At 70.7% G+C, this 18,045-nt stretch carries 13 protein-coding genes; 9 read left to right on the top strand and 4 right to left on the bottom strand.

Features of this window, described 5'->3' with window-relative positions:
- The first annotated feature begins 24 nt into the window (after window positions 1-24).
- Together A3CE_RS0107285 and A3CE_RS0107280 are read left to right on the top strand one after the other, a co-directional pair.
- Window positions 25-1,080, top strand: a complete 1,056-nt coding sequence (locus A3CE_RS0107285) for a cytochrome P450 (protein ID WP_020639417.1) — start codon at window positions 25-27, stop codon at window positions 1,078-1,080.
- A 214-nt stretch (window positions 1,081-1,294) separates the two neighbouring features.
- Window positions 1,295-3,691: a glycoside hydrolase family 32 protein gene (locus tag A3CE_RS0107280; RefSeq protein ID WP_020639416.1), complete on the top strand. Its 2,397-nt coding sequence runs from the start codon at window positions 1,295-1,297 to the stop codon at window positions 3,689-3,691.
- Window positions 3,692-3,863: 172 nt separating this feature from the next.
- On the opposite strand, the gene A3CE_RS0107275 is transcribed toward A3CE_RS0107280, so the two are convergent.
- The 4 genes from A3CE_RS0107275 to A3CE_RS0107260 all read right to left on the bottom strand — a co-directional run bounded on the left by A3CE_RS0107275 (window position 3,864) and on the right by A3CE_RS0107260 (window position 7,802).
- Window positions 3,864-4,382: a hypothetical protein gene (locus tag A3CE_RS0107275; RefSeq protein ID WP_245589448.1), complete on the bottom strand. Its 519-nt coding sequence runs from the start codon at window positions 4,380-4,382 to the stop codon at window positions 3,864-3,866.
- A 271-nt stretch (window positions 4,383-4,653) separates the two neighbouring features.
- The gene (locus tag A3CE_RS0107270) at window positions 4,654-6,153 is read right to left on the bottom strand and encodes a UvrD-helicase domain-containing protein (RefSeq protein WP_020639414.1); all 1,500 of its coding nucleotides are present in this window, start codon (window positions 6,151-6,153) and stop codon (window positions 4,654-4,656) included.
- 148 nt (window positions 6,154-6,301) lie between these two features.
- Window positions 6,302-6,763: a nitroreductase/quinone reductase family protein gene (locus A3CE_RS0107265; protein ID WP_020639413.1), complete on the bottom strand. Its 462-nt coding sequence runs from the start codon at window positions 6,761-6,763 to the stop codon at window positions 6,302-6,304.
- Between the two features lie 31 nt (window positions 6,764-6,794).
- Complete coding sequence (locus tag A3CE_RS0107260) at window positions 6,795-7,802, bottom strand: zinc-binding alcohol dehydrogenase family protein (RefSeq protein ID WP_020639412.1); 1,008 nt, start codon at window positions 7,800-7,802, stop codon at window positions 6,795-6,797.
- Window positions 7,803-7,956: 154 nt separating this feature from the next.
- Here A3CE_RS0107260 and A3CE_RS0107255 point away from each other — a divergent pair, with 154 nt between their 5' ends.
- The 7 genes from A3CE_RS0107255 (at window position 7,957) to A3CE_RS0107225 (ending at window position 18,027) form a co-directional block, all read left to right on the top strand.
- Entirely contained in the window at window positions 7,957-8,568 is a 612-nt protein-coding gene (locus A3CE_RS0107255) for a TetR/AcrR family transcriptional regulator (RefSeq protein WP_245589447.1), read from the top strand.
- A gap of 678 nt (window positions 8,569-9,246) precedes the next feature.
- Window positions 9,247-11,253 carry a P-loop NTPase family protein gene (locus A3CE_RS0107250; protein WP_125592135.1) on the top strand — a complete coding sequence of 669 codons (2,007 nt, stop codon included), beginning with the start codon at window positions 9,247-9,249 and terminating at the stop codon, window positions 11,251-11,253.
- Between the two features lie 172 nt (window positions 11,254-11,425).
- Window positions 11,426-11,992, top strand: a complete 567-nt coding sequence (locus A3CE_RS50320; protein ID WP_020639409.1) for an NAD(P)H-dependent oxidoreductase — start codon at window positions 11,426-11,428, stop codon at window positions 11,990-11,992.
- Between the two features lie 91 nt (window positions 11,993-12,083).
- The gene (locus tag A3CE_RS0107240; RefSeq protein WP_026468244.1) at window positions 12,084-13,028 is read left to right on the top strand and encodes an NADP-dependent oxidoreductase; all 945 of its coding nucleotides are present in this window, start codon (window positions 12,084-12,086) and stop codon (window positions 13,026-13,028) included.
- Window positions 13,029-13,057: 29 nt separating this feature from the next.
- On the top strand, window positions 13,058-14,008 hold the full coding sequence (locus A3CE_RS0107235) for an alpha/beta hydrolase (protein WP_020639407.1): 951 nt from the start codon (window positions 13,058-13,060) through the stop codon (window positions 14,006-14,008).
- Between the two features lie 27 nt (window positions 14,009-14,035).
- Window positions 14,036-14,983 (top strand): NmrA family NAD(P)-binding protein, encoded by a 948-nt coding sequence (locus tag A3CE_RS0107230; RefSeq protein WP_020639406.1) that lies wholly within the window; start codon window positions 14,036-14,038, stop codon window positions 14,981-14,983.
- A 230-nt stretch (window positions 14,984-15,213) separates the two neighbouring features.
- Entirely contained in the window at window positions 15,214-18,027 is a 2,814-nt protein-coding gene (locus A3CE_RS0107225; protein WP_020639405.1) for a glycoside hydrolase family 2, read from the top strand.
- Window positions 18,028-18,045: the final 18 nt, after the last annotated feature.

Here is an 18,045-nt window from a genome sequence, read left to right as displayed (position 1 = left end):
CTGTTCCTTCGAGGAGTGCCGAACGTGGTCATCGTCCCCGCCCACCGCACGGTCGTCTTCGCGCCCCGCCTGGAAGCGCTGCTGCGCGACCACCGCGACGGCAGGCTCTTCCGGCTCGAACCGGACACCATCGGCATCGCCGACCCGGAGCTGATGGACGCCGTGCTGCGCGCCCGCCCGGCCGGCGCCGAGGAGCGGCCGACGTTCAAGCCGGTGCTGGGCCGCGAAGTCACTCGCGCCGAGTCCGCGAGCCTCATGCAGGCCCTGGGCGCCGACGTGCGAGCCGCGCTGAAGCGGCCCGCCGACCGTCCCGACCTCACCGGCGCCTGGCCGGCCGTGCCGCACGACTACCTGCGCCGGTTCGTCTTCGGGCCGGAGACCCGCCGGTTCCGCGTGCTCGTCGACCGCCGCCTGGAGCTGACGCCGAAGCTGACGTGGTCGGCCGTCACCGCCAGCGCCGCGCTGGTCCGCCCACCGGCTCCGGGTGTGGAGCTGTCCACCCTCGCCCGGCAGGTCCTGGCCGCCGAAACTCTCGCCGAGCGGCGGTTCCGGATGTACCTCTACCGCCGGGTCGCCGCGCCGATCTGCTTCACCGTCGCGGCCCTGGTGACCAACGCCGTGTGGCTGGGCGCGCCGTTCGACGACGACGTCCCGAACGAGCACATCATCGACGAAGCGCTCCGGCTGCTGCCGCCGTCGTGGAACATCCTGCGCGTGCGCTCGCCGGAATTCACCGAGGTCGACGCCCGCATCACGCCCGGCGACGACGTCCTGCTGCTGCCGCTGCTGAGCCACCGCTCACCGAAGCTCTGGGAGGCGCCCGACGAGTTCCGGCCGCGGCGCTGGGCCGAGCTCGACGCCGACCGCCACCCCGGCTACCTGCCGTTCGGGCACGGCAGCGAGCGGTGCTGGGGCCGGCACCTGGTGCTGCCGCTGGCCAGCCGCCTGCTCGACGTCGTCCGCGCCGAAGGTCTGGTACCCGACCCGCGCCGCACCCGCGCGCGAGTCGAGCTTGACGGCCTGCTGGAGCTGGCCGACGTGAAGGTCGTCAGCCCGCGGCACAGCGGGAGCCAGTGCTGACGGTCGCGCCCCGGCCGAGGTCGCCGATGCGGTGGCTCACGGAATTGGTTCGTGTAGGCGCCAAAGTGACTCGTACGCCGCAAAAGGTCGTGCGCGTGGCGCATTCGGTGGAGCGCCGTGGTGCACATTGTTTCTGTCTCGTTGACAAGGTTGTGACCGACATTGCCGGAGTGTTAAGTAGGTAGGTCACCTCGCTCGAGCCGAGGAGGACCTCGTGAAGCGGATCCTGCCGATCGCCCTGCTGGCTGCCGTGGCGGTCCTCATACCCGGCGGCCCGGCGAGCGCCGGAACCGCGTGGGACTACCCGGAATTCCCCTACCCGGCCACCACCTATTCGGAGCCGTTCCGGGGGCAGTTCCACTTCAGCTCGCAGTCGGGCTGGATGAACGACCCCACCGGGCTCGTCTACGCGAACGGGCACTACCACTTCTTCTACCAGCACAACCCGCACGGCCTGGAGTGGGACACGATGCACTGGGGCCACGCGACGAGCCCCGATCTGGTGCACTGGACGCAGAAACCGATCGCCCTCGAACCGGGCGTGCACCCGGGCACGCTGTTCTCCGGCGGGGGAGTGGTCGACAAGGAGAACACTTCGGGGCTCAAGACCGGCTCACTCGACCCGATCGTGGTGTTCTCCAACACCGACGGCGTCAGCATCTTCTCCAGCAACGACGACGGCCGCAGCTTCCAGGCCTACGACCAGGGGCGCAAGCAGATCGACATCCCGGCGGACAGCCGCGACCCGAAGGTGGTGTGGGACGCCGCCCGGCGCCAGTGGGTGATGGTGGTCTGGTCGAACCAGGGCGGGAACGGCGTCGACGTCTACACCTCACCGAACCTGCTGAAGTGGACGTTCGCCAGCCGGTACGCGGCGGACTGGCTCTTCGAATGTCCCGACCTGTTCCCGCTTCCGGACCCGGCGGGCGGGGATTCGCACTGGGTGCTCACTTCGGCGTCGAGCGACTACGTCGTCGGCACGTTCGACGGCCGCACCTTCCACACCGACCGGCCCCAGCCGAGGAAGATGAACCTCGGCACGACCTACGCGGGCGGCACCTTCTACGCCGCCGAGACGTTCACCGGCACACCGGACGGCCGCGTCGTCCAGATGGCGTGGCAGGGCGGCAACCGCGGAAGCACCTGGACCGGCAACGCCACGTTCCCGGCGACACTCGCCCTCGTGGGCTCGCCCGACGGCCTTCAAGTGACGCGCACCCCGGTCGCCGAGCTGGATTCGCTGCGCGCCGACAGCCGGGCGTGGCGCAACGAGATCGTGCGGGACGGGCGCGACCCCTTCGCCGGGATCCGCGCCGACACCTACGAAATCACGGCCACGTTCGACCTGACCGGAGTGACCGCCCGCCAGTTCGGGTTCGCACTGCACAGCCGTACCGACGCCACCGCGGACCGCACGGTCGTGTACGACCGTGACGCGGGCACCCTCTACGGGAAACCGCTGGCCCCCGACCGGAACAAGGTCAGCGTGCGGCTCCTGGTCGACCGCGGCCAGCTCGAGATCTTCGCCGACGGCGGGAAGTTCTCCCTCGCCGACAACGTCGGCTTCGACTCCGCGGCCGTCAGCCAGGGCATCCGCCTTTTCGCCACCGGCGGTCAGGTGCGCCTCGACAGCGCGACCTTCACCCGGCTGAGCACGAGCTGGGGAACCGACCAGTCCACTTTGGAGAGTTCCCTCGCGGGTCCGTGGCACGCGGCCGGTGGCGCGTGGACCGACACGAGCGGCGGCAAGCGGGCGCAGACCACCGGAGACGGCTTCTACCTGAGCGCGAGCAGTGCGTCGGATGCCGGCTACCAGGGCGATATCCGGCTCGACACAGCTCAGGCGGCGGGCTTGACGTTCCGGGCGACGCCCGAGGGGGCCGGCTACACGGCGAACGTCGATCGCAGCGGCGTGGTCAAGCTCTGGCGGCCGGGGCGTGACATCGCGACGTACGCGGCGCCGATCGCCCAGGGGCAGACCCACCACCTGCGGGTGCGGGCGGACGGCTCGCGTATCCGGGTCTGGCTCGACCACGGCAGCGACCCGGTCATCGACGCCACGGATACCGCCTACGTGTCCGGGCGGTTCGGCGCGAACGCGTACGGGGGCGTGGCGGCCGTCCAGAACCTGAACACCGGCCCCGGTGGTTTCACCACGTTCCCCTCCGGGCCGTGGACGGCGGCGGCCGGCACGTGGACCACGACTCCGGCCGGCCTGCGCGGGAGCTCGGCCGGCGATGGCTTCTTCCTCAGCGACCGCACCGGAAGGGACTTCACCTACGAAGGTGATCTGTCGGTCACCAACGGGACCGCGGCGGGCCTGACCTTCCGGGCGACGCCCGAGGGGGCCGGCTACACCGCGTCCATCGACACCACGGGCCTGGTCAAGCTCTGGCGACCGGGCCAGGACATCGCGACCCGCGCGACGCCGATCGTCGAGGGCCGCACCTACCACGTGCGGGTGCAGACCGCCGGCGCGCGGATTCGGGTGTGGCTGGGCGACGGCGCCGACCCGCTCATCGATGCCGTGGACACGGCCTACGCGTCCGGGTTGTTCGGGGTGAACGCCTACGCAGGCAACGTGTTCACGCAGAACCTCAAGATCGGCTGAGGCCGCGGGGTGGCGAGTGGAGGGCAAGGAATGCGGTTGAGGCTGCCGAGCCCGCGGCTGTAGGCGCAACGGCGGTGGACGGTGCCGACTTCACCCTGCGGCAACCAGCTTTACGGATGCGATTACCGAATGGTGGCGGAGGTCGAAATCCTGAACGGTGGAGCTCCGGCCACTACTTCACGCCGTATGTCGGTGGTTTGTCCTGCAGAATCACCGTCCGCGGCGTGAAGAACCGGCTCCTTGCGAGGTTCGTCCCGAAAGAAAGCAAGGTGATCGAGGCGGTCAACGTGATCAGGAACAGGGCGATCAGTCCGAACACGCCGATCGAATCGGCCAGTTCATCGGCCTGCGACAGCAGCAAAGCCGCCGGCCCGGCGCCGACAAGGGGTGCGATGAGCCAGCAGTACAGGTAAGTCCGGACCACTTCGGCGCCGACGAGGCGAGAGCGGCCGATGATGTGGTAACGCGTGGTCGTGCGCACCCCGGTGGACAGCGAGCTCACTTCTTGCAGGTAATAACGCCCGATCGGGATGAGTGGCAGCAAAATGCTGATCCAAGCTGTTTTGAAATGCGCCCCCGACTCGTCGCGCGTCGTGGGGCTCAGCAGGACCCGGCCGATCCCGTTCACCGATTGAAAACTTCGAGCGCGAGCCTGTTCGGCAGGGCTCAGCGACCGCACGATATCCGTCACGGGCGAACGTTATCCCGCACTCGTGGCGAACACAAGAGAATCGCCCGGTGTCAGCGATCATGTGCGAATTGTTGCGGGCGGGTATCGGCATATTTCGAGGGTGCTGTCAAGACGGCAATTCTTCCCTTTCGGTCCGCTGCCGTCGGCCTTCCACAGTCGGAGGGTGCCGGTCACCACTCGCCTTTCGGACTGAGCGCCACCGCGTCCCCATCCCGTCGCGGCCGGCGAAGCGGGCCACGCAATCGCCGGCCGGCGTGGTGAGCCGATGGCGTCAGCCGGCTGCCCGGCCTTGCTGCTCGCGGCCGGGGTTGCCGTCAGGATGCTGGTTGATCCAGGCCAAGCCTCCGAGGTCGAGGCGGTGCCGGGCACGCGTGACAGCGACGTAGGCGAGCCGGGCTTCGCCAGGCTCGATCTTGCCCGGGACCGGCTCCCCGTTGAGGTCCGTGTTCTCCGGGTCGACGGGCTCGGGGAAGTCGTCGGCGATGCGGACGCTCGACCATTCGCGGCCTTTCGCGGCGTGGGCGGTCGAGACCACGACTTCGGCGTGGGTTTCGGCGGCCAGCCGGGAGAGGGTGTCGAGCACGACGTCCGCGCCGTGTTCGTCGATGACCTCCACGAAGGACAGCAGGTCGCGGCCGTCCGGGTCCCACTCCGCGTAGTCCTGGACTTCACCCCAGGAGGCGAACAGCAGCAGTTCGGGGTGGGTGGTCCGGCGGCCGGCCTGCAGGTCGCGCGCGGCCTCGGCCAGACTCTGGAGAACGGCGGCGCGCCCGGCGAGCGCGACCCGGCGGCCCTTGCCGAGCAGGGTGAGGATTTCGGCCATCGCGCCTCCGTTGGTGCGGCACAGGATCGCGTGCGGCTGCTCGACGGTTTCCACCCTGCTGGTCACCGCGGGAGAGCCGGTGAGGCGGATCGGCGCGCCGGCGATGGCCAGCCACCGGTTCGCCTCGGCGGCCACGCCGTCCCCGAACCGGAACGAGTGCGACAACGCCAATTGACGGCCCGCGAAGCCGGTCATGACGTCGCGGGCGCCGCGCCAGCCGTAGATGGCCTGCGCGGAGTCTCCCACCATGACCAGCTGGGCGTGCTCGCCCTGAGCCAGGAACACTTGCTCGACGACCGGGTTCGTGTCCTGCGCCTCGTCCAGCAGGAAGAAGTCGCCGTAGAGCCGCGGCCGGGTCAGGGCCCACATCTTCAGGTAGTGGTCGTGCTTGAACGGCACCCGCCCGCGCCCGGGATTCTGCAGGTCCGCCCACATCCGCTGGGCGTAGGGCAGCACCAGCTGCGTGAGCTGGTCGTGCAGGTGTTCCTCGCCGATGCCCTTGAGCCAGGGCACGTGCTGCCGGGCGAGGGTCTCGTCGGCGGAGTAGCAGTAGAGGATCACCGTGCGCTGCGCCGCGTAGCACAGCGCGGCGGTGGTCAGCTTCCGCTCGCCGATCGTCACTTCCATGGTGATGCCCAGCGACTGCGCTAGCTTCGCCGTGGCCATCCGCGGGTGGTTGAGCCGGTCGTGGTAGCGGTGCCCGACCGCCTTGAACGCCAGGCTGTGCGCGGTCGAGGACGCCACGTTCGGGCCGAACAGGCGGCGGGCCTCGGTCGCGATGGCCTTGTTGAACGCCAGGTACCGGCCGCGGCGGCGGGTGCTCGCTCCCAGCATCGTCAGGGTGGTCGTCTTCCCGGTGCCCGCGCCGGCCTGCAGCACCAGGTGCGCACCGGCGCGGAACGCGTCGACCGCGGCCCGTTGTTCGGACGTCGGCGGGCGTGCGGGCATCGGGTCTCCTCCCGGGGGAAGCGGCAGGGCGTGATCGAACGATTACATGCAGATCCGAGGGATTCGTACCGCCATCCCGGCCGTACGTATGTTCGCGCTGCTCCCTTCGGCGGATGGCCGGGAGCCCGGGCGTGCGTGGCGAGTCCGGTCAGCTCTCGGTGGGTTCGAGCAGGATCAGCGGCACCTCGCGGTTGCCGGCCTCGACGGCCTGGGCGCGAAGGCCTGCGAAGAACGGGTAGAGCTCGTCTGCGTAGGCGAGCCAGTTCTCCCGCTCCGTGCCGTGGGCCACCCGGGCGGTCATCAGCCGGCGATCGGGACCGTCCTGCAGCTGCACCGTGGGGTGCGCCACGAGGTTGTGGAACCAGCTCGGATGGCGAGCCTGGCCGCCGGCCGCCGCGCCGATGGCGTAGACGCCGTCACGCTCGATGCGCATCAGGGCGACCTTGCGCAGTTTGCCCGAACGGGCGCCGCGCATGGTCACCACGACCACGGGGCCACCCGCCGTCGTCGCGCCTTCGCGGCCGTCGGTGCGCTCGTAGAGCTCGACCTGACCGCGGGTCATCGCGTCGGCACTGGGAGCGTACTCACCGTCGAGCAGATCTGTTGTCATGTCGGGGAATTCCTTTCGTTGGGGATGGCTTTTACGCGCTGCCGGTCACCTGGATCACGGTCTTCCCGATGGTCCGGCCGCTCTCGACGAGGGCGTGCGCCGTCTTCATGGTCTCGGCGGTCAGGCCCTCGAGCGTGGTGGTGACGATCGGGCGCAGCCGCCCCGCCGCGACGTCGTCCGCCGCCCGGGCGAGGATCCGGCCCTGGCTGCCGACGTCGCCGCCGGCCACGATCTTGCTGAAAACCATCTCGCTGTGCAGCGACAGCGACTTGCCGGTGAAGGCTCCCGGGTCGAAGGGGCCGGTGAGGTCGATGGCGGCCAGGTGACCGAAGGGGCGCAGTACCTCGACGATCGCTCCCAGCCGGCCGCTGGTGCCCGAGGTCGAAAACACCAGGTCGACGTGGCCGACATCGGCGGCGCGAAGCTGTCCGGCCAGGTCGCCGTGGTGATCGACGACCAGGTCGGCGCCCATCGCCGTCGCCCACTCCCGCGACTCGGGCCGCGAGGCCGTGCTGATCACGAATGCCGGCGTCGTGGCCTTGAGCAGTTGCGTGGCCATGGACCCGACGCCGCCGGCTCCGCCGATGACGAGCACGCGGCCGACACCGGGCAGCAGCGCGTCCTGGTCGCGGAACAGCGATTCCCAGGCCGTGAGGACCCCGATGGGCAGCGATGCGGCGTCGGTGAACGCGAGCCGGTCCGGGATCTTGGCGACCACCCGGTGGTCGACCGCGACGCGCTCGGCCCAGCTGCCGTCGCGGGTGATGTCGCCGGTGCCCATCACCCGGTCCCCGGCCGCGAACCCGGTGGCCGCGGGCCCGGCCGCGGCGACGACCCCGGCGAACTCCCAGCCGAGGACGACCCGCCCGCCGGGCTCGGCGCTGCGCGTCCGCCGGATCGCGGCTTCACCCGGGTTGATACCGATCGCACGGACTTCGACCAGCAGGTCACCGTCGCGGAGCCGAGGTTCGGTGACCTCGACCAGGTCGACGGCGAACGCGTCGAGCGCGTGCGCTTTCTCGTAGGTAAGTGCCTTCACGACGGTCCTTCCCCGTATTGATGACGATCGCCATCAATACTTATGATTGCCATCGTCCTCATTGACTGTCAAGTGCGACTCCGTCGTGGACTCCGACTTTGATGATGAGTATCATCGGAAGAGGCGGCGAGCCTGCCAGGGAAAGGTGGTCGACGTGCCTCGCATCACGCACGAGCAGAAGCAGCTCAACCGCGAGAAGATCGTCAACGCGGCCGGCGCGGGATTCCGGCTGCGCGGCTTCGACGGCATCGGCATCGAGGAGCTGATGAAGTCGGCCGGCATGACGCACGGCGGGTTCTACAACCACTTCGCCTCGAAGGACGACCTCGCCCTCGAAGTCCTCCACCAGGGCTTCACCGACTCACTCGACGCGCTCGACGCCATCCGCGAAGCGCATCCCCGCTCGGCGCGCGCGGCCCTGCACGACATGGTCGACGAGTACGTCAACGCCGAGCACCGCGACCACCCCGAGATCGGCTGCGCCTCGGCCGCCCTCGTCTCCGACGCCGGCCGCCACGGCTCCGCCGCCCAGGCCGAATACCGGCGCGGGCTTGACGGTTACTTCGCCGGCATCACCGACATGCTGCTCGAACGCGCACGCCAGTCCGGCACCGGGCTCACTCCCGCCGAAGCCCGCGAGGGCGCGGTAGCGCTGTTCAGTCAGATGGTCGGCGCACTGATCCTCTCCCGGGCGATCGCCGACGCCGCCCCGGACCTGTCGGACGAGGTGCTGACGGTCAACCGGCGGCGGCTCAAGAAGCTGTGACGGCCACCCCGGCCGAACGCTCCCGCTAATCCGGCGTGACCGGCCTGACCCCGGACGCCGGCCCCTCGGGCAAGCCACAACCAGAATCTGCCACTATTCGGCTTGGTCGTCGACGCGGGCCAGCACGCGCCCGGCGCCCAGGCTACTCGACCGCGCCGATCAGCGACGCCGACCGGGCGCGGATCGCCCACGAGAACTGGGAAAACCTGATCGCGGGCATCCGGCGTCAGTAAGTTCGCATTGTGGATCCGCACTGCGGAGCCCGTTCTGAAATCCTTCGCGACCTGCTTCAACGGGGCCTCGCCGCGGCGGGCCACCGCGATCAATTTCCGAGTCCTGTCTGGCCGACTGGTTGCGCGCCGCCGAGGTCGAGGACGGCACTCGGCATGGGGTGACCCGGGACGAGTCCGTTGAACTGCGGAAACTGCGCGGGTACGAGGTCATCATGACCCCGTACGGTCCACCTGCTTCGACTACCCGCAGAGCGTCGGGCCCGGTGAGCCGGCCGGGCAGCCTGACGCCGTGGTGAGGCTGGAGGACCGGCGGCGGCCGCCTACGTCTCATCGCTGCCCGGTTTTCGCGCCCCGTTATGGTCACCCGGGCTCAGCGCTGTCCATCGACGGCATTTCGCCGCTCAGGCCCACACACCACAATGGACTGCGGAGAAGGGAGCGTCGAGTGAGCGTTTCAGGACTGGCGGCCCGCCTGGCTGCGGCACGAGCCGGCGCGCTGGTGGGCCGGGAACCGGAGCGAGCGGTGCTCGACCGGATGCTCTCCGGAGCAGCGGACGCTCCGGTCGTGGTGTACCTGCACGGCCCTGGCGGCATCGGCAAGTCCTCGCTGGTGCGCTACGCCGCCGGACAGGCGGAACTCACCGGCCGCCGGGTGGTGCACGTCGACGCCCGGTTGCTCGACGCGGATCCGCGCCGGCTCGAACAGGCCGCGGCCCTCGCGTGCGCCGAGCCCGGCGCGGTGCTGCTGATCGACACCTTCGAGCACTGCCAGGGGCTGGAGTCGTGGCTGCGCGACACCTTCCTGCTGCGGCTGGCCGATGGTGCGCTCGTCGTCCTCGCCAGCAGAGTCGCGCCTGACGTCGAATGGTCGCTGGACCCCGGCTGGGCGCAGCTGTTCATCGCGCTGCCCGTGCGGGCGCTCGACGCCGGGCAGGCCGACGCCCTGCTCGCCGCCCGTGGCGTTCCCGCCGAGCAGCGCGGTGCCTTCGTCGCCTTCGCCGGCGGCAGCCCGCTCGCCCTTTCCCTCGCCGCCTCCGTGCCTGCCGCCGCGCCGGGCACGCCGTGGGAGCCCACCGGCGACGTGCTGACGACGTTGGTCGACCGGCTGGTGGGCGAGTTGCCCGGCGCCGCTCACCGGCGCGTGCTCGAGGTCGTCGCGCAGGCCTACGTCACCCGCGAGCCGCTGCTGCGGGCGGTGCTCGGTGAGGAGGACACCGCGGCGGTGTTCTCGTGGCTGCGGCAGCAGCCCTACATCGAGGCCACGCCCGAAGGCCTGCATCCGCACGACGCGGTGCGGGCCACGCTCGAGGCCGACCTGCGCTGGCGGGATCCCGAGCGCTACGACGACGTCCGCGTCCGCATCTCCGTCGCGTGTTTGCAGGCGGTGCGCTCGGCGTCCGAGGACGACGCGCTGATGCGCGTCGCGGAGTGGATGTTCCTCTCCCGGGACCAGGGCGGTTCGGACACCGCCTACGAGTGGCGAGCACATCCGCAGGTCGAGGACACCCCGCTCCGGCCAGGTGACGCGCCCGAGGTGCTGCGTATGGCCGAGGAGGCCGAGGGCCCGGCCTCGGCGGCCGCGGCCGCGCACTGGGTGCGCCGCCAGCCAGGGGCCTTCCGTGTCTACCGCTACGCGGGCTCCACCGCACCGGTGGCGTTCATGGCCATGCTGCGGCTGGACGCGCCGCTGCCCGAAGACCAGGCCGAGGACCCGGTGATCGCGGCCGTCTGGGAGCACGTGGAGGCGACCGCTCCCGTGGGGTGGGGTGAGCACCTGGGCATCCGGCGGTTCGCGGTGCAACCGGGCTGGCACCAGCGGCCCTCGCCCCTGATGGATCTGGTCAGCCGGCGCACCATCGCCGAGGAGATGCGGACCCGGGGACGGGCGGTGACCTTCACCGTCTTCGAGGACGGCGAGCGGTGGCGGCGCTACCTCGCCCTCGCCGGGCTGCTGGAGGTCGCGGCGGTGGATGTCGGCGGACGGCGGCAGCACGTCTTCGGCCGGGATTGGCGACGGCAACCGGTGGAGCGGTGGGTGGAAGACCGGGTTCGTGCCGGGGTCGTGCCCGAAGCGGGGTGGACCGCGGCTCCGTCCCCGGATGGCTCGGGAGACGAGGTGCCGCGGGCCGCGTTCGAGGCGGCCCTGCTCGAGGCGCTGCGCACGTGGCACGCGCCGCGGGAGTTCGCGACCAGCGTCCTGCTGCGCTCGCATCTCGTGCCGGCGAGTTCGGCCGATCCCGTGGCGGACCTGCGCGGCGCGATCACCGCCGCGCTCGACGCGCTGCAGGTCGACTCGGTCGGCGTCAAGGCCTACGAGGCACTCACCGCCAGGTACATCGCGGTCTCCCGGACACACAAGGGCGCCGCCCGGCGGCTGGGCGTGCCCTACGGCACCTACCGGCGCCACCTCGCGCTGGCCAAGGAACGCCTCGTCGAGCAGCTGAGGCAATAGCCGGCCACGGGTTCGTGCCGTCTGCCGCCCCGGCTGTGAATCTTCTCCGCGCGTTCGGCGTGGGCAGTGCTGGGCCCGGTTGAGCAGTGCCGGACGTGGAGACCGGGCAGGGGTGCGGGGCAGGCTCGGGGGAGCAGGGTGGCGCCGCCGCCCGCGGACATCGGGGACCGTCATGAGCATCCCGTATTGCTCGCTGGCCGTCCTGTGTGCCGGTGCCGGCTACGCGCGTCCCACCCGCCTGCTGGCGGACCGGATCACGGAGTCCGTCTGCGCGGTGCTCGCGGCCGGTGGTGTGCGGGCCGAGGTGGAGGTGCTGGAGCTGGGCCGGCTGGCGCCCGACCTCGCTCAGTGCGCCGCCGGGGGCCAGGCCAGCCTCGACCTGCGCGAGGCGATCGCGGTGGTCGTGACGGCCGACGGGCTCGTGGTGGCGACACCGGTGGTCGCCACTTCTCCCAGCGATGTCTTCACCTCGTTCTTCGGCATCCTGCGGGGTGGGGTGCTGTCCGGCATGCCGGTGCTGCTCGCAGCCAACAGTGGCTCGCGCCGGCAGCCACCCGACATCGGGCCGGTGCTGCGCGGGCGTCTCAGCTGCTTGCACGCCGAACCGGTGCCCACCGTTGTCGTCGCCGGCCCGCAGGACTGGCAGGAACCGGCTGACGGCGGTTCGGGGCGGCTGCGCGAACGCATCGACCAGGCCACCGCCGAGCTCGCCGCGGTACTGGTGTCCCGGGGCCGGTGAGCGACGTCACTTGCTTCGAATTCGAAGCAGCAGTACTGTGTCTCTAGTTGCTTCAAGTTCGAAGCAATCCGAAGCGAAAGCGAGACTTCCGATGAAGGCAGTGCGTTTCCACGATTACGGCGCCCCCGACGTCCTGCGCTACGAAGACGTGGAGCAGCCCACGCCCAGTGCCGGTGAAGTCCGGGTCCGCGTCGCCGCGACGTCGTTCAACCCCATCGACGCCAGTGTGCGCACGGGAAACATGCGCGGCCCCATGCCGGTGGCGCTTCCGCACACTCCCGGCCGCGACGTCGCGGGCACGGTCGATGCACTGGGCGAGGGGGTCGACGGCTTCGAGGCCGGTGCCGCGGTCATCGGTTTCCTGCCGATGACCGACGATGGCGCGTCCGCGGAGTACGTTCTCGCCCCGGCCGAGGTCCTGACGCCGGCGCCGAAGAGCATCCCGCTGCCCGACGCGGCCGCGTTGCCGGTGGTCGGCCTCACCGCGTGGCAGGCGCTGTTCGACCACGGCAAGCTGACGGCCGGGCAGCGCGTGCTGATCAACGGCGCCGGCGGAGCGGTCGGCGGCTACGCCGTGCAGCTGGCGCACAATGCCGGCGCCTATGTGATCGCCACGGTCAGTCCGCGCAGCAGCGACGCGGTCAAGTCCGCCGGTGCCGACGAAGTCGTCGACCACACCACCGCCGGCGTGCCGGCGGCGGTGACCGAGCCGGTCGACGTCGTGCTCAACCTCGCCCCGGTCGACCCGGCCGAGCTGACCGCGCTCGCCACCCTGGTCCGTCCCGGCGGGATCGTGGTCAACACGACGGTGTGGATGCCCGCACCCAGCGACGAAGAACGTGGCGTGCGGGGCATCGACCTGTTCGTCCGCAGCGACGCCGACCAGCTGGCGCAGCTGGTGGCGCTGGTCGACCGCGGTGACCTGCGCGTCGAGGTCGCCGATCGGGTGCCGCTGGCCGAGCTGCCGGCGCTGCACGCACGGGCCGCCGACGGCGCGGTGCGCGGCAAGGTCGTCGTCCTCCCGCCCACCGCCTGAAACCCACCCGACCCCGAAAGGCAGCGACCATGTCACTGAGCTTCGACCCCGAAATCGCCGAAGCGCTGGCCCCGATGGCCGGCGCGATGGCAGACGCCGCACCACCGGCGGTGGGCGACATCGCGGCGCGGCGCGCCATGTGGGAGCCGATCATCGGCGCCGCGGGAACGGCCCAGCCGATCCCGGCCGACGTCAAGACCAGCGAGCACCACGCGACCGCGGACGACGGCACGAAGATCACGATGCGCTGGTACGCCAAGGACGGCGCCACCCCAGGCCCCGCTGTGCTGTTCTTCCACGGCGGCGGATACATCTTCGGCCACATCGACCACTTCGACGGGCCCGTCGCACGCTACGTCTCCGCCAGCGGCGTGCCGATGCTGTCGGTCGAATACCGCCGCGCGCCCGAGCACCCTTACCCCACTCCGCTCGAAGACGCCTACAGCGCACTGAAGTGGTTGCACGAGCACGCCGCCGAACTGGGCGTCGACCCCGAGCGGATCGGCGTGATGGGCGACAGCGCCGGCGGCGGCATGGCGGCGGCACTGACGATCCTCACCCGCGAGCGCGGCGGCCCGAAGATCGCACGCCAGATCCTGCTCATGCCCATGCTCGACGACCGCACCACCACACCCGACCCGCACATCGCGCCCTACCTGGTGTGGTCCTACGACGACAGCCTCACCGCGTGGCCGGCTCTGCTCGGCGACGCCGCCGGCGGCCCCGACGTCCCCGCCACGGCGGCGCCGGCCCGCCTCGATGACGCGACCGGCCTGCCCTCGGCCTACATCGAGGTCGGCCAGCTCGACGTCTTCCGCGACGAAGACACCGCCTACGCCACCAAACTCAGCCGCGCCGGGGTACCCGTCGAATTCCACCTCCACCCCGGCGCCCCCCACGAATTCGACTCCATCGCCTTCGACTCCGACGTCGCCCGGCGCGCCATCGCCGACCGCGTCCGGGTTCTCAAGTCGATCTGACAGTTCAAGCGAGAGAAGGAAGTGCTCATGAGCGAGAAGAAGATCATCGCGGTACTGGGTTCGACCGGTGCGCAGGGCGGAGGGCTGGTCAGGGCGATCCTGGACGCTCCCGACGGTCCGTTCGCCGCCCGCGCCATCACCAGGAACGCAGACTCGGCGAAGGCCCGCGCGCTGGCCGAGCGTGGCGCCGAGGTGGTGGAAGCGACCCTCGACGACGAGGAGTCGCTGCGCAAGGCGTTCGAGGGCGCCCACGGCGCCTACGTGGTGACCAACTTCTGGGAGTCCATGTCCGCCGACGTCGAACTGGCACAGGCCGCGACAGCCGCCCGCGCCGCGAAGGCGGCCGAGGTCGCCCACGTCGTCTGGTCCACCCTGGAGGACACCCGCGAGGTCATCCCCGCGTCCGGCCCGCAGGTCCCGGTGCTGCAGGACCGCTACACGGTCCCGCACTTCGACGCCAAGGCCGAGGCGGACGCGTTCTTCCGCGACGCGGGTGTTCCGACGACCTACCTGCGGAGCACTTTCTACTGGGAAGCGTTCACGCAGGGCTCCGGTCCGGTGCGGGGCGAGGACGGACGACTCGTGCTCACCCTGCCGATGGGGGAGTCCAGGCTGGCGGGCATCGCGGCGGAGGACATCGGTCGCACCGCCTACGGAGTGTTCGCCGCCGGCGACAAGTACGTGGGTGAAACGGTGAGCATCGCGGGTGAACACCTGACCGGCGCCCAGTACGCCGCCGCGTTCGCCGACGCGCTGGGCGAACCGGTCGGCTACCGGCCGCTCACGCACGACCAGTTCCGCTCGCTCGGCCTGCCCGCGGGCGACGAGTTCGGCAACATGTTCCAGTTCTACGTCGAAGGCGAGCGTGACTTCGTCGGTGCGCGCGACCTGGACGTGGTCCGGTCGCTCAACCCGCGCCTGCAGACCTTCCGCAGCTGGCTGAACGAGCACATCGACGCGGTCAAACCCGCATGACCACTGTCGACGGCCCGGAAGCGGCGTGAACCGAGATTCCCGTCGGCGTAAGGGGAACGAGCGACGTTCTCGCCTGCGTTCGAAATCGGACGTCCAGCTTGTCCGGCGGTTTGTCCACTTACGCAGCCGGTGTTGTTGTATGGTGCGTCATATATCAGATCGCCCGCTCAGTCCGGTCTGTGTCACTGGGCGCGTCGGCGGACCTCACCTCCCAGTCCTCTGGAGGCCCAGTGGAATTCGATCGCCGCACGGCGTTGGCCATCAGCACGGTGGGTGCGGCTACCGCGGGACTGTCCGCGCTCGGCATCTCGCCGACGGGCGAAGCCGGTGCGGCGCTTGCCGGTCCGGTAACCGAAACCATGCTCCTGACCGGCGCCGACGCCGACCACACCGTCGACTGGGACTTCCAGGTGACGGCCGGGCGGCGCGCGGGGGAGTGGAGCACGATCCCGACGCCGTCGAACTGGGAGTGCCACGGCTTCGGCAGCTACCACTACGGCGGGGATCTCGTCCCGGCGGAGAAGGGCAACTACCGCCACCGGTTCACGCCGCCCGCGTCCTGGGCCGGGCGCCGGGTCTTCCTGGTGTTCGAAGCCGCCATGACCGACGCCGACGTGCGGGTCAACGGCGTCTCCGCCGGGCCGGTGCACCGAGGTGGCTTCTACCGCTTCCGCTACGACGTGACGGCCCTGCTGCGGCTCGGCGAGCCGAACCTCCTGGAAGTGACCGTCAGCAAGGAATCGGCGGACAACTCGGTGAACGACGCCGAGCGCCGCGGTGACTTCTGGAACTTCGGCGGGATCTTCCGGCCGGTGTCGCTGGAGGCCTACCCGGCCGCGCGGATCGACCAGGTCGCGATCGACGCCCGCGCGGACGGGACGTTCGCCGCCCACGTCACGCTCGCCGGGGTGACCGCGGCCGCCCAGCTGACGGCGCAGCTGCGCCGGCTCGACGGCACGGCCGTCGGTGGCACCTTTTCGGTCGCCGTGGCGAGCGGGTCGACCGGCGCGACCCTGACCACCACCGCGGCCCAGCCGGCGCTGTGGACGGCCGAAACGCCGAACCTGCACCGGGTCGAGCTGACGCTCGTGAGCTCCGCCGGCGCGCCGCTGCACAGCACCGTCGAGCGCTTCGGCTTCCGCACCATCGAGGTCCGGGCCGGCGACGGCATCTACCTCAACGGCAGGCGGATCGTCCTCAAAGGAGCGAACCGGCACACCTTCTGGCCGACCTCCGGCCGGGCCTCCAGTCCGCGCCTCGCCCGGCTGGACATCGGGCTGATGAAGGACATGAACATGAACGCCGTCCGGATGTCGCACTACCCGCCGGACGCGTTCTTCCTCGACCTCTGCGACGAGCTCGGGCTCTACGTCCTGGACGAACTGACCGGCTGGCAGCACCGCTACGACGAGGGTGTCGGGGCTCCGCTGGTCAAGGCGATGGTGGAGCGCGACGTCAACCACCCGTCGATCCTGTTCTGGGACAACGGCAACGAAGGCGGCTGGAACACCGCACTGGACGACGACTTCGGCCAGTACGACCCGCAGCAGCGGGCGGTGCTGCACCCGTGGACGACGTTCGGCGGCATCGACACCAGTCATTACCAGACCTACAGCAGCACCGCGAGCAAGGTCGCCGGCGGCACGGTCTTCATGCCGACCGAGTTCCTGCACGGTCTCTACGACGGCGGTGCCGGAGCCGGCCTGAACGACTACTGGAAACTCATGGGCGGGTCGCAGCGTTCGGCGGGCGGCTTCATCTGGGCGCTCGTCGACGAAAGCGTCGTGCGTGACGACCGCGGCGGGGCCCTCGACACGAACGGCAGCCGCGCTCCCGACGGCATCCTCGGCCCGTACCGCGAAAAGGAAGGCAGCTTCTGCACGATCAAGGACATCTGGTCGCCGGTCCAGCCGGCCAATTCCGCGTACTACGACTCGGTTTTCCCGGCGTCGTTCGACAAGACGGTGAAACTGGTCAACCGGTACGACTTCACGAACCTCCGCGAGTGCCGGTTCGCCTGGCGACTGCTGGCTTTTCCCTTGCCCGGCGCGGGAACCGGCCACCAGGTCCTCGCCCAGGGCCAGGCGGCAGCGCCGGACGTCGCGCCGGGGGCCACCGGGGCGGTGACGCTCGACCTGCCCGCCGACTGGACCGGGGCCGACGCGCTGCGGCTGAGCGTGACCGATCCGACCGGCCGGAACATCACCGCTTGGACGTGGCGCATCCGCAAGGCGCCGGACTTCGCCACTCGCCTGGTTCGCCCGGCGACCACAGGGAGCGTCACCGCGGCCGAGACCGCCGGTGAGGTGACGCTCGTCGCCGGGGCCACCCGGATCACCATCAGCAAGGCCGGCGGGCGGCTGACCGGCGTGCGCCGCGGCAGCTCGCCGGTGTCGCTGGCCAACGGACCCGCCCCGGCCGGAGGTACGGCCACCCTGACCGGGTTCAGCCACTTCCGCGACGGCACCGGCTGGGTCGTGCAGGCGGACTACAGCGGCGACCTGACGTCCGTGCGCTGGCGGCTGGACGCCAACGGCTGGCTGCGGCTGGAGTACCGCTACCGCGCCACCGGCGACCACGACCACCTCGGCGTGAACTTCGACTACCCCGAGGCCGGCGTGCGAGGCCTGACCTGGCTCGGGGACGGGCCGTACCGCGTCTACAAGAACCGGCTGCGCGGTGTGCAGCCGGACGTCTGGCACAAGCCGTACAACGACACCGCGACCGGGGCGAGCGGATTCGCCTACCCCGAGTTCAAGGGCTACCACGGCCGGACCTGCTGGGCCGTGCTGGACACCACCGAGGGCGCGATCACGATGGTCGCCGCGGAAGAGGGCCTGTACCTGCGGTTGTTCACCCCGAAGGTGGGCCCCGACCCGCAGAACGCCGTGGTGACCTACCCAGCCGGCGGCATCTCCCTCCTCGACGGCATCGCGCCGATCGGCACCAAGTTCCACGGCGTCGCGGCGCTGGGCCCGGAGAGCCGCCCGAACGCCGCCACCGGCGACTACCACCGCACCGTGTACTTCCGCTTCGACGCGTGAAGCCGGCCCCACAGCGAA

Origin of the sequence: Amycolatopsis balhimycina FH 1894, from assembly GCF_000384295.1 — a bacterium.
GTDB classification, from domain to species: domain Bacteria; phylum Actinomycetota; class Actinomycetes; order Mycobacteriales; family Pseudonocardiaceae; genus Amycolatopsis; species Amycolatopsis balhimycina.
Note: the sequence above shows the minus strand (reverse complement) of the source record. Positions and strands in the feature narration are given on the sequence as shown.

What these genes read in the sequence shown, in the direction of transcription:
- A3CE_RS0107240 (WP_026468244.1), top strand. Translation starts at nt 12,084, where the DNA reads ATGAAGGCAGTGCGTTTCCACGATTACGGCGCCCCCGACGTCCTGCGC.
- A3CE_RS0107230 (WP_020639406.1), top strand. Translation starts at nt 14,036, where the DNA reads ATGAGCGAGAAGAAGATCATCGCGGTACTGGGTTCGACCGGTGCGCAG.
- A3CE_RS50320 (WP_020639409.1), top strand. Translation starts at nt 11,426, where the DNA reads ATGAGCATCCCGTATTGCTCGCTGGCCGTCCTGTGTGCCGGTGCCGGC.
- A3CE_RS0107270 (WP_020639414.1), bottom strand. Translation starts at nt 6,153, where the DNA reads ATGCCCGCACGCCCGCCGACGTCCGAACAACGGGCCGCGGTCGACGCG.
- A3CE_RS0107235 (WP_020639407.1), top strand. Translation starts at nt 13,058, where the DNA reads ATGTCACTGAGCTTCGACCCCGAAATCGCCGAAGCGCTGGCCCCGATG.
- A3CE_RS0107265 (WP_020639413.1), bottom strand. Translation starts at nt 6,763, where the DNA reads ATGACAACAGATCTGCTCGACGGTGAGTACGCTCCCAGTGCCGACGCG.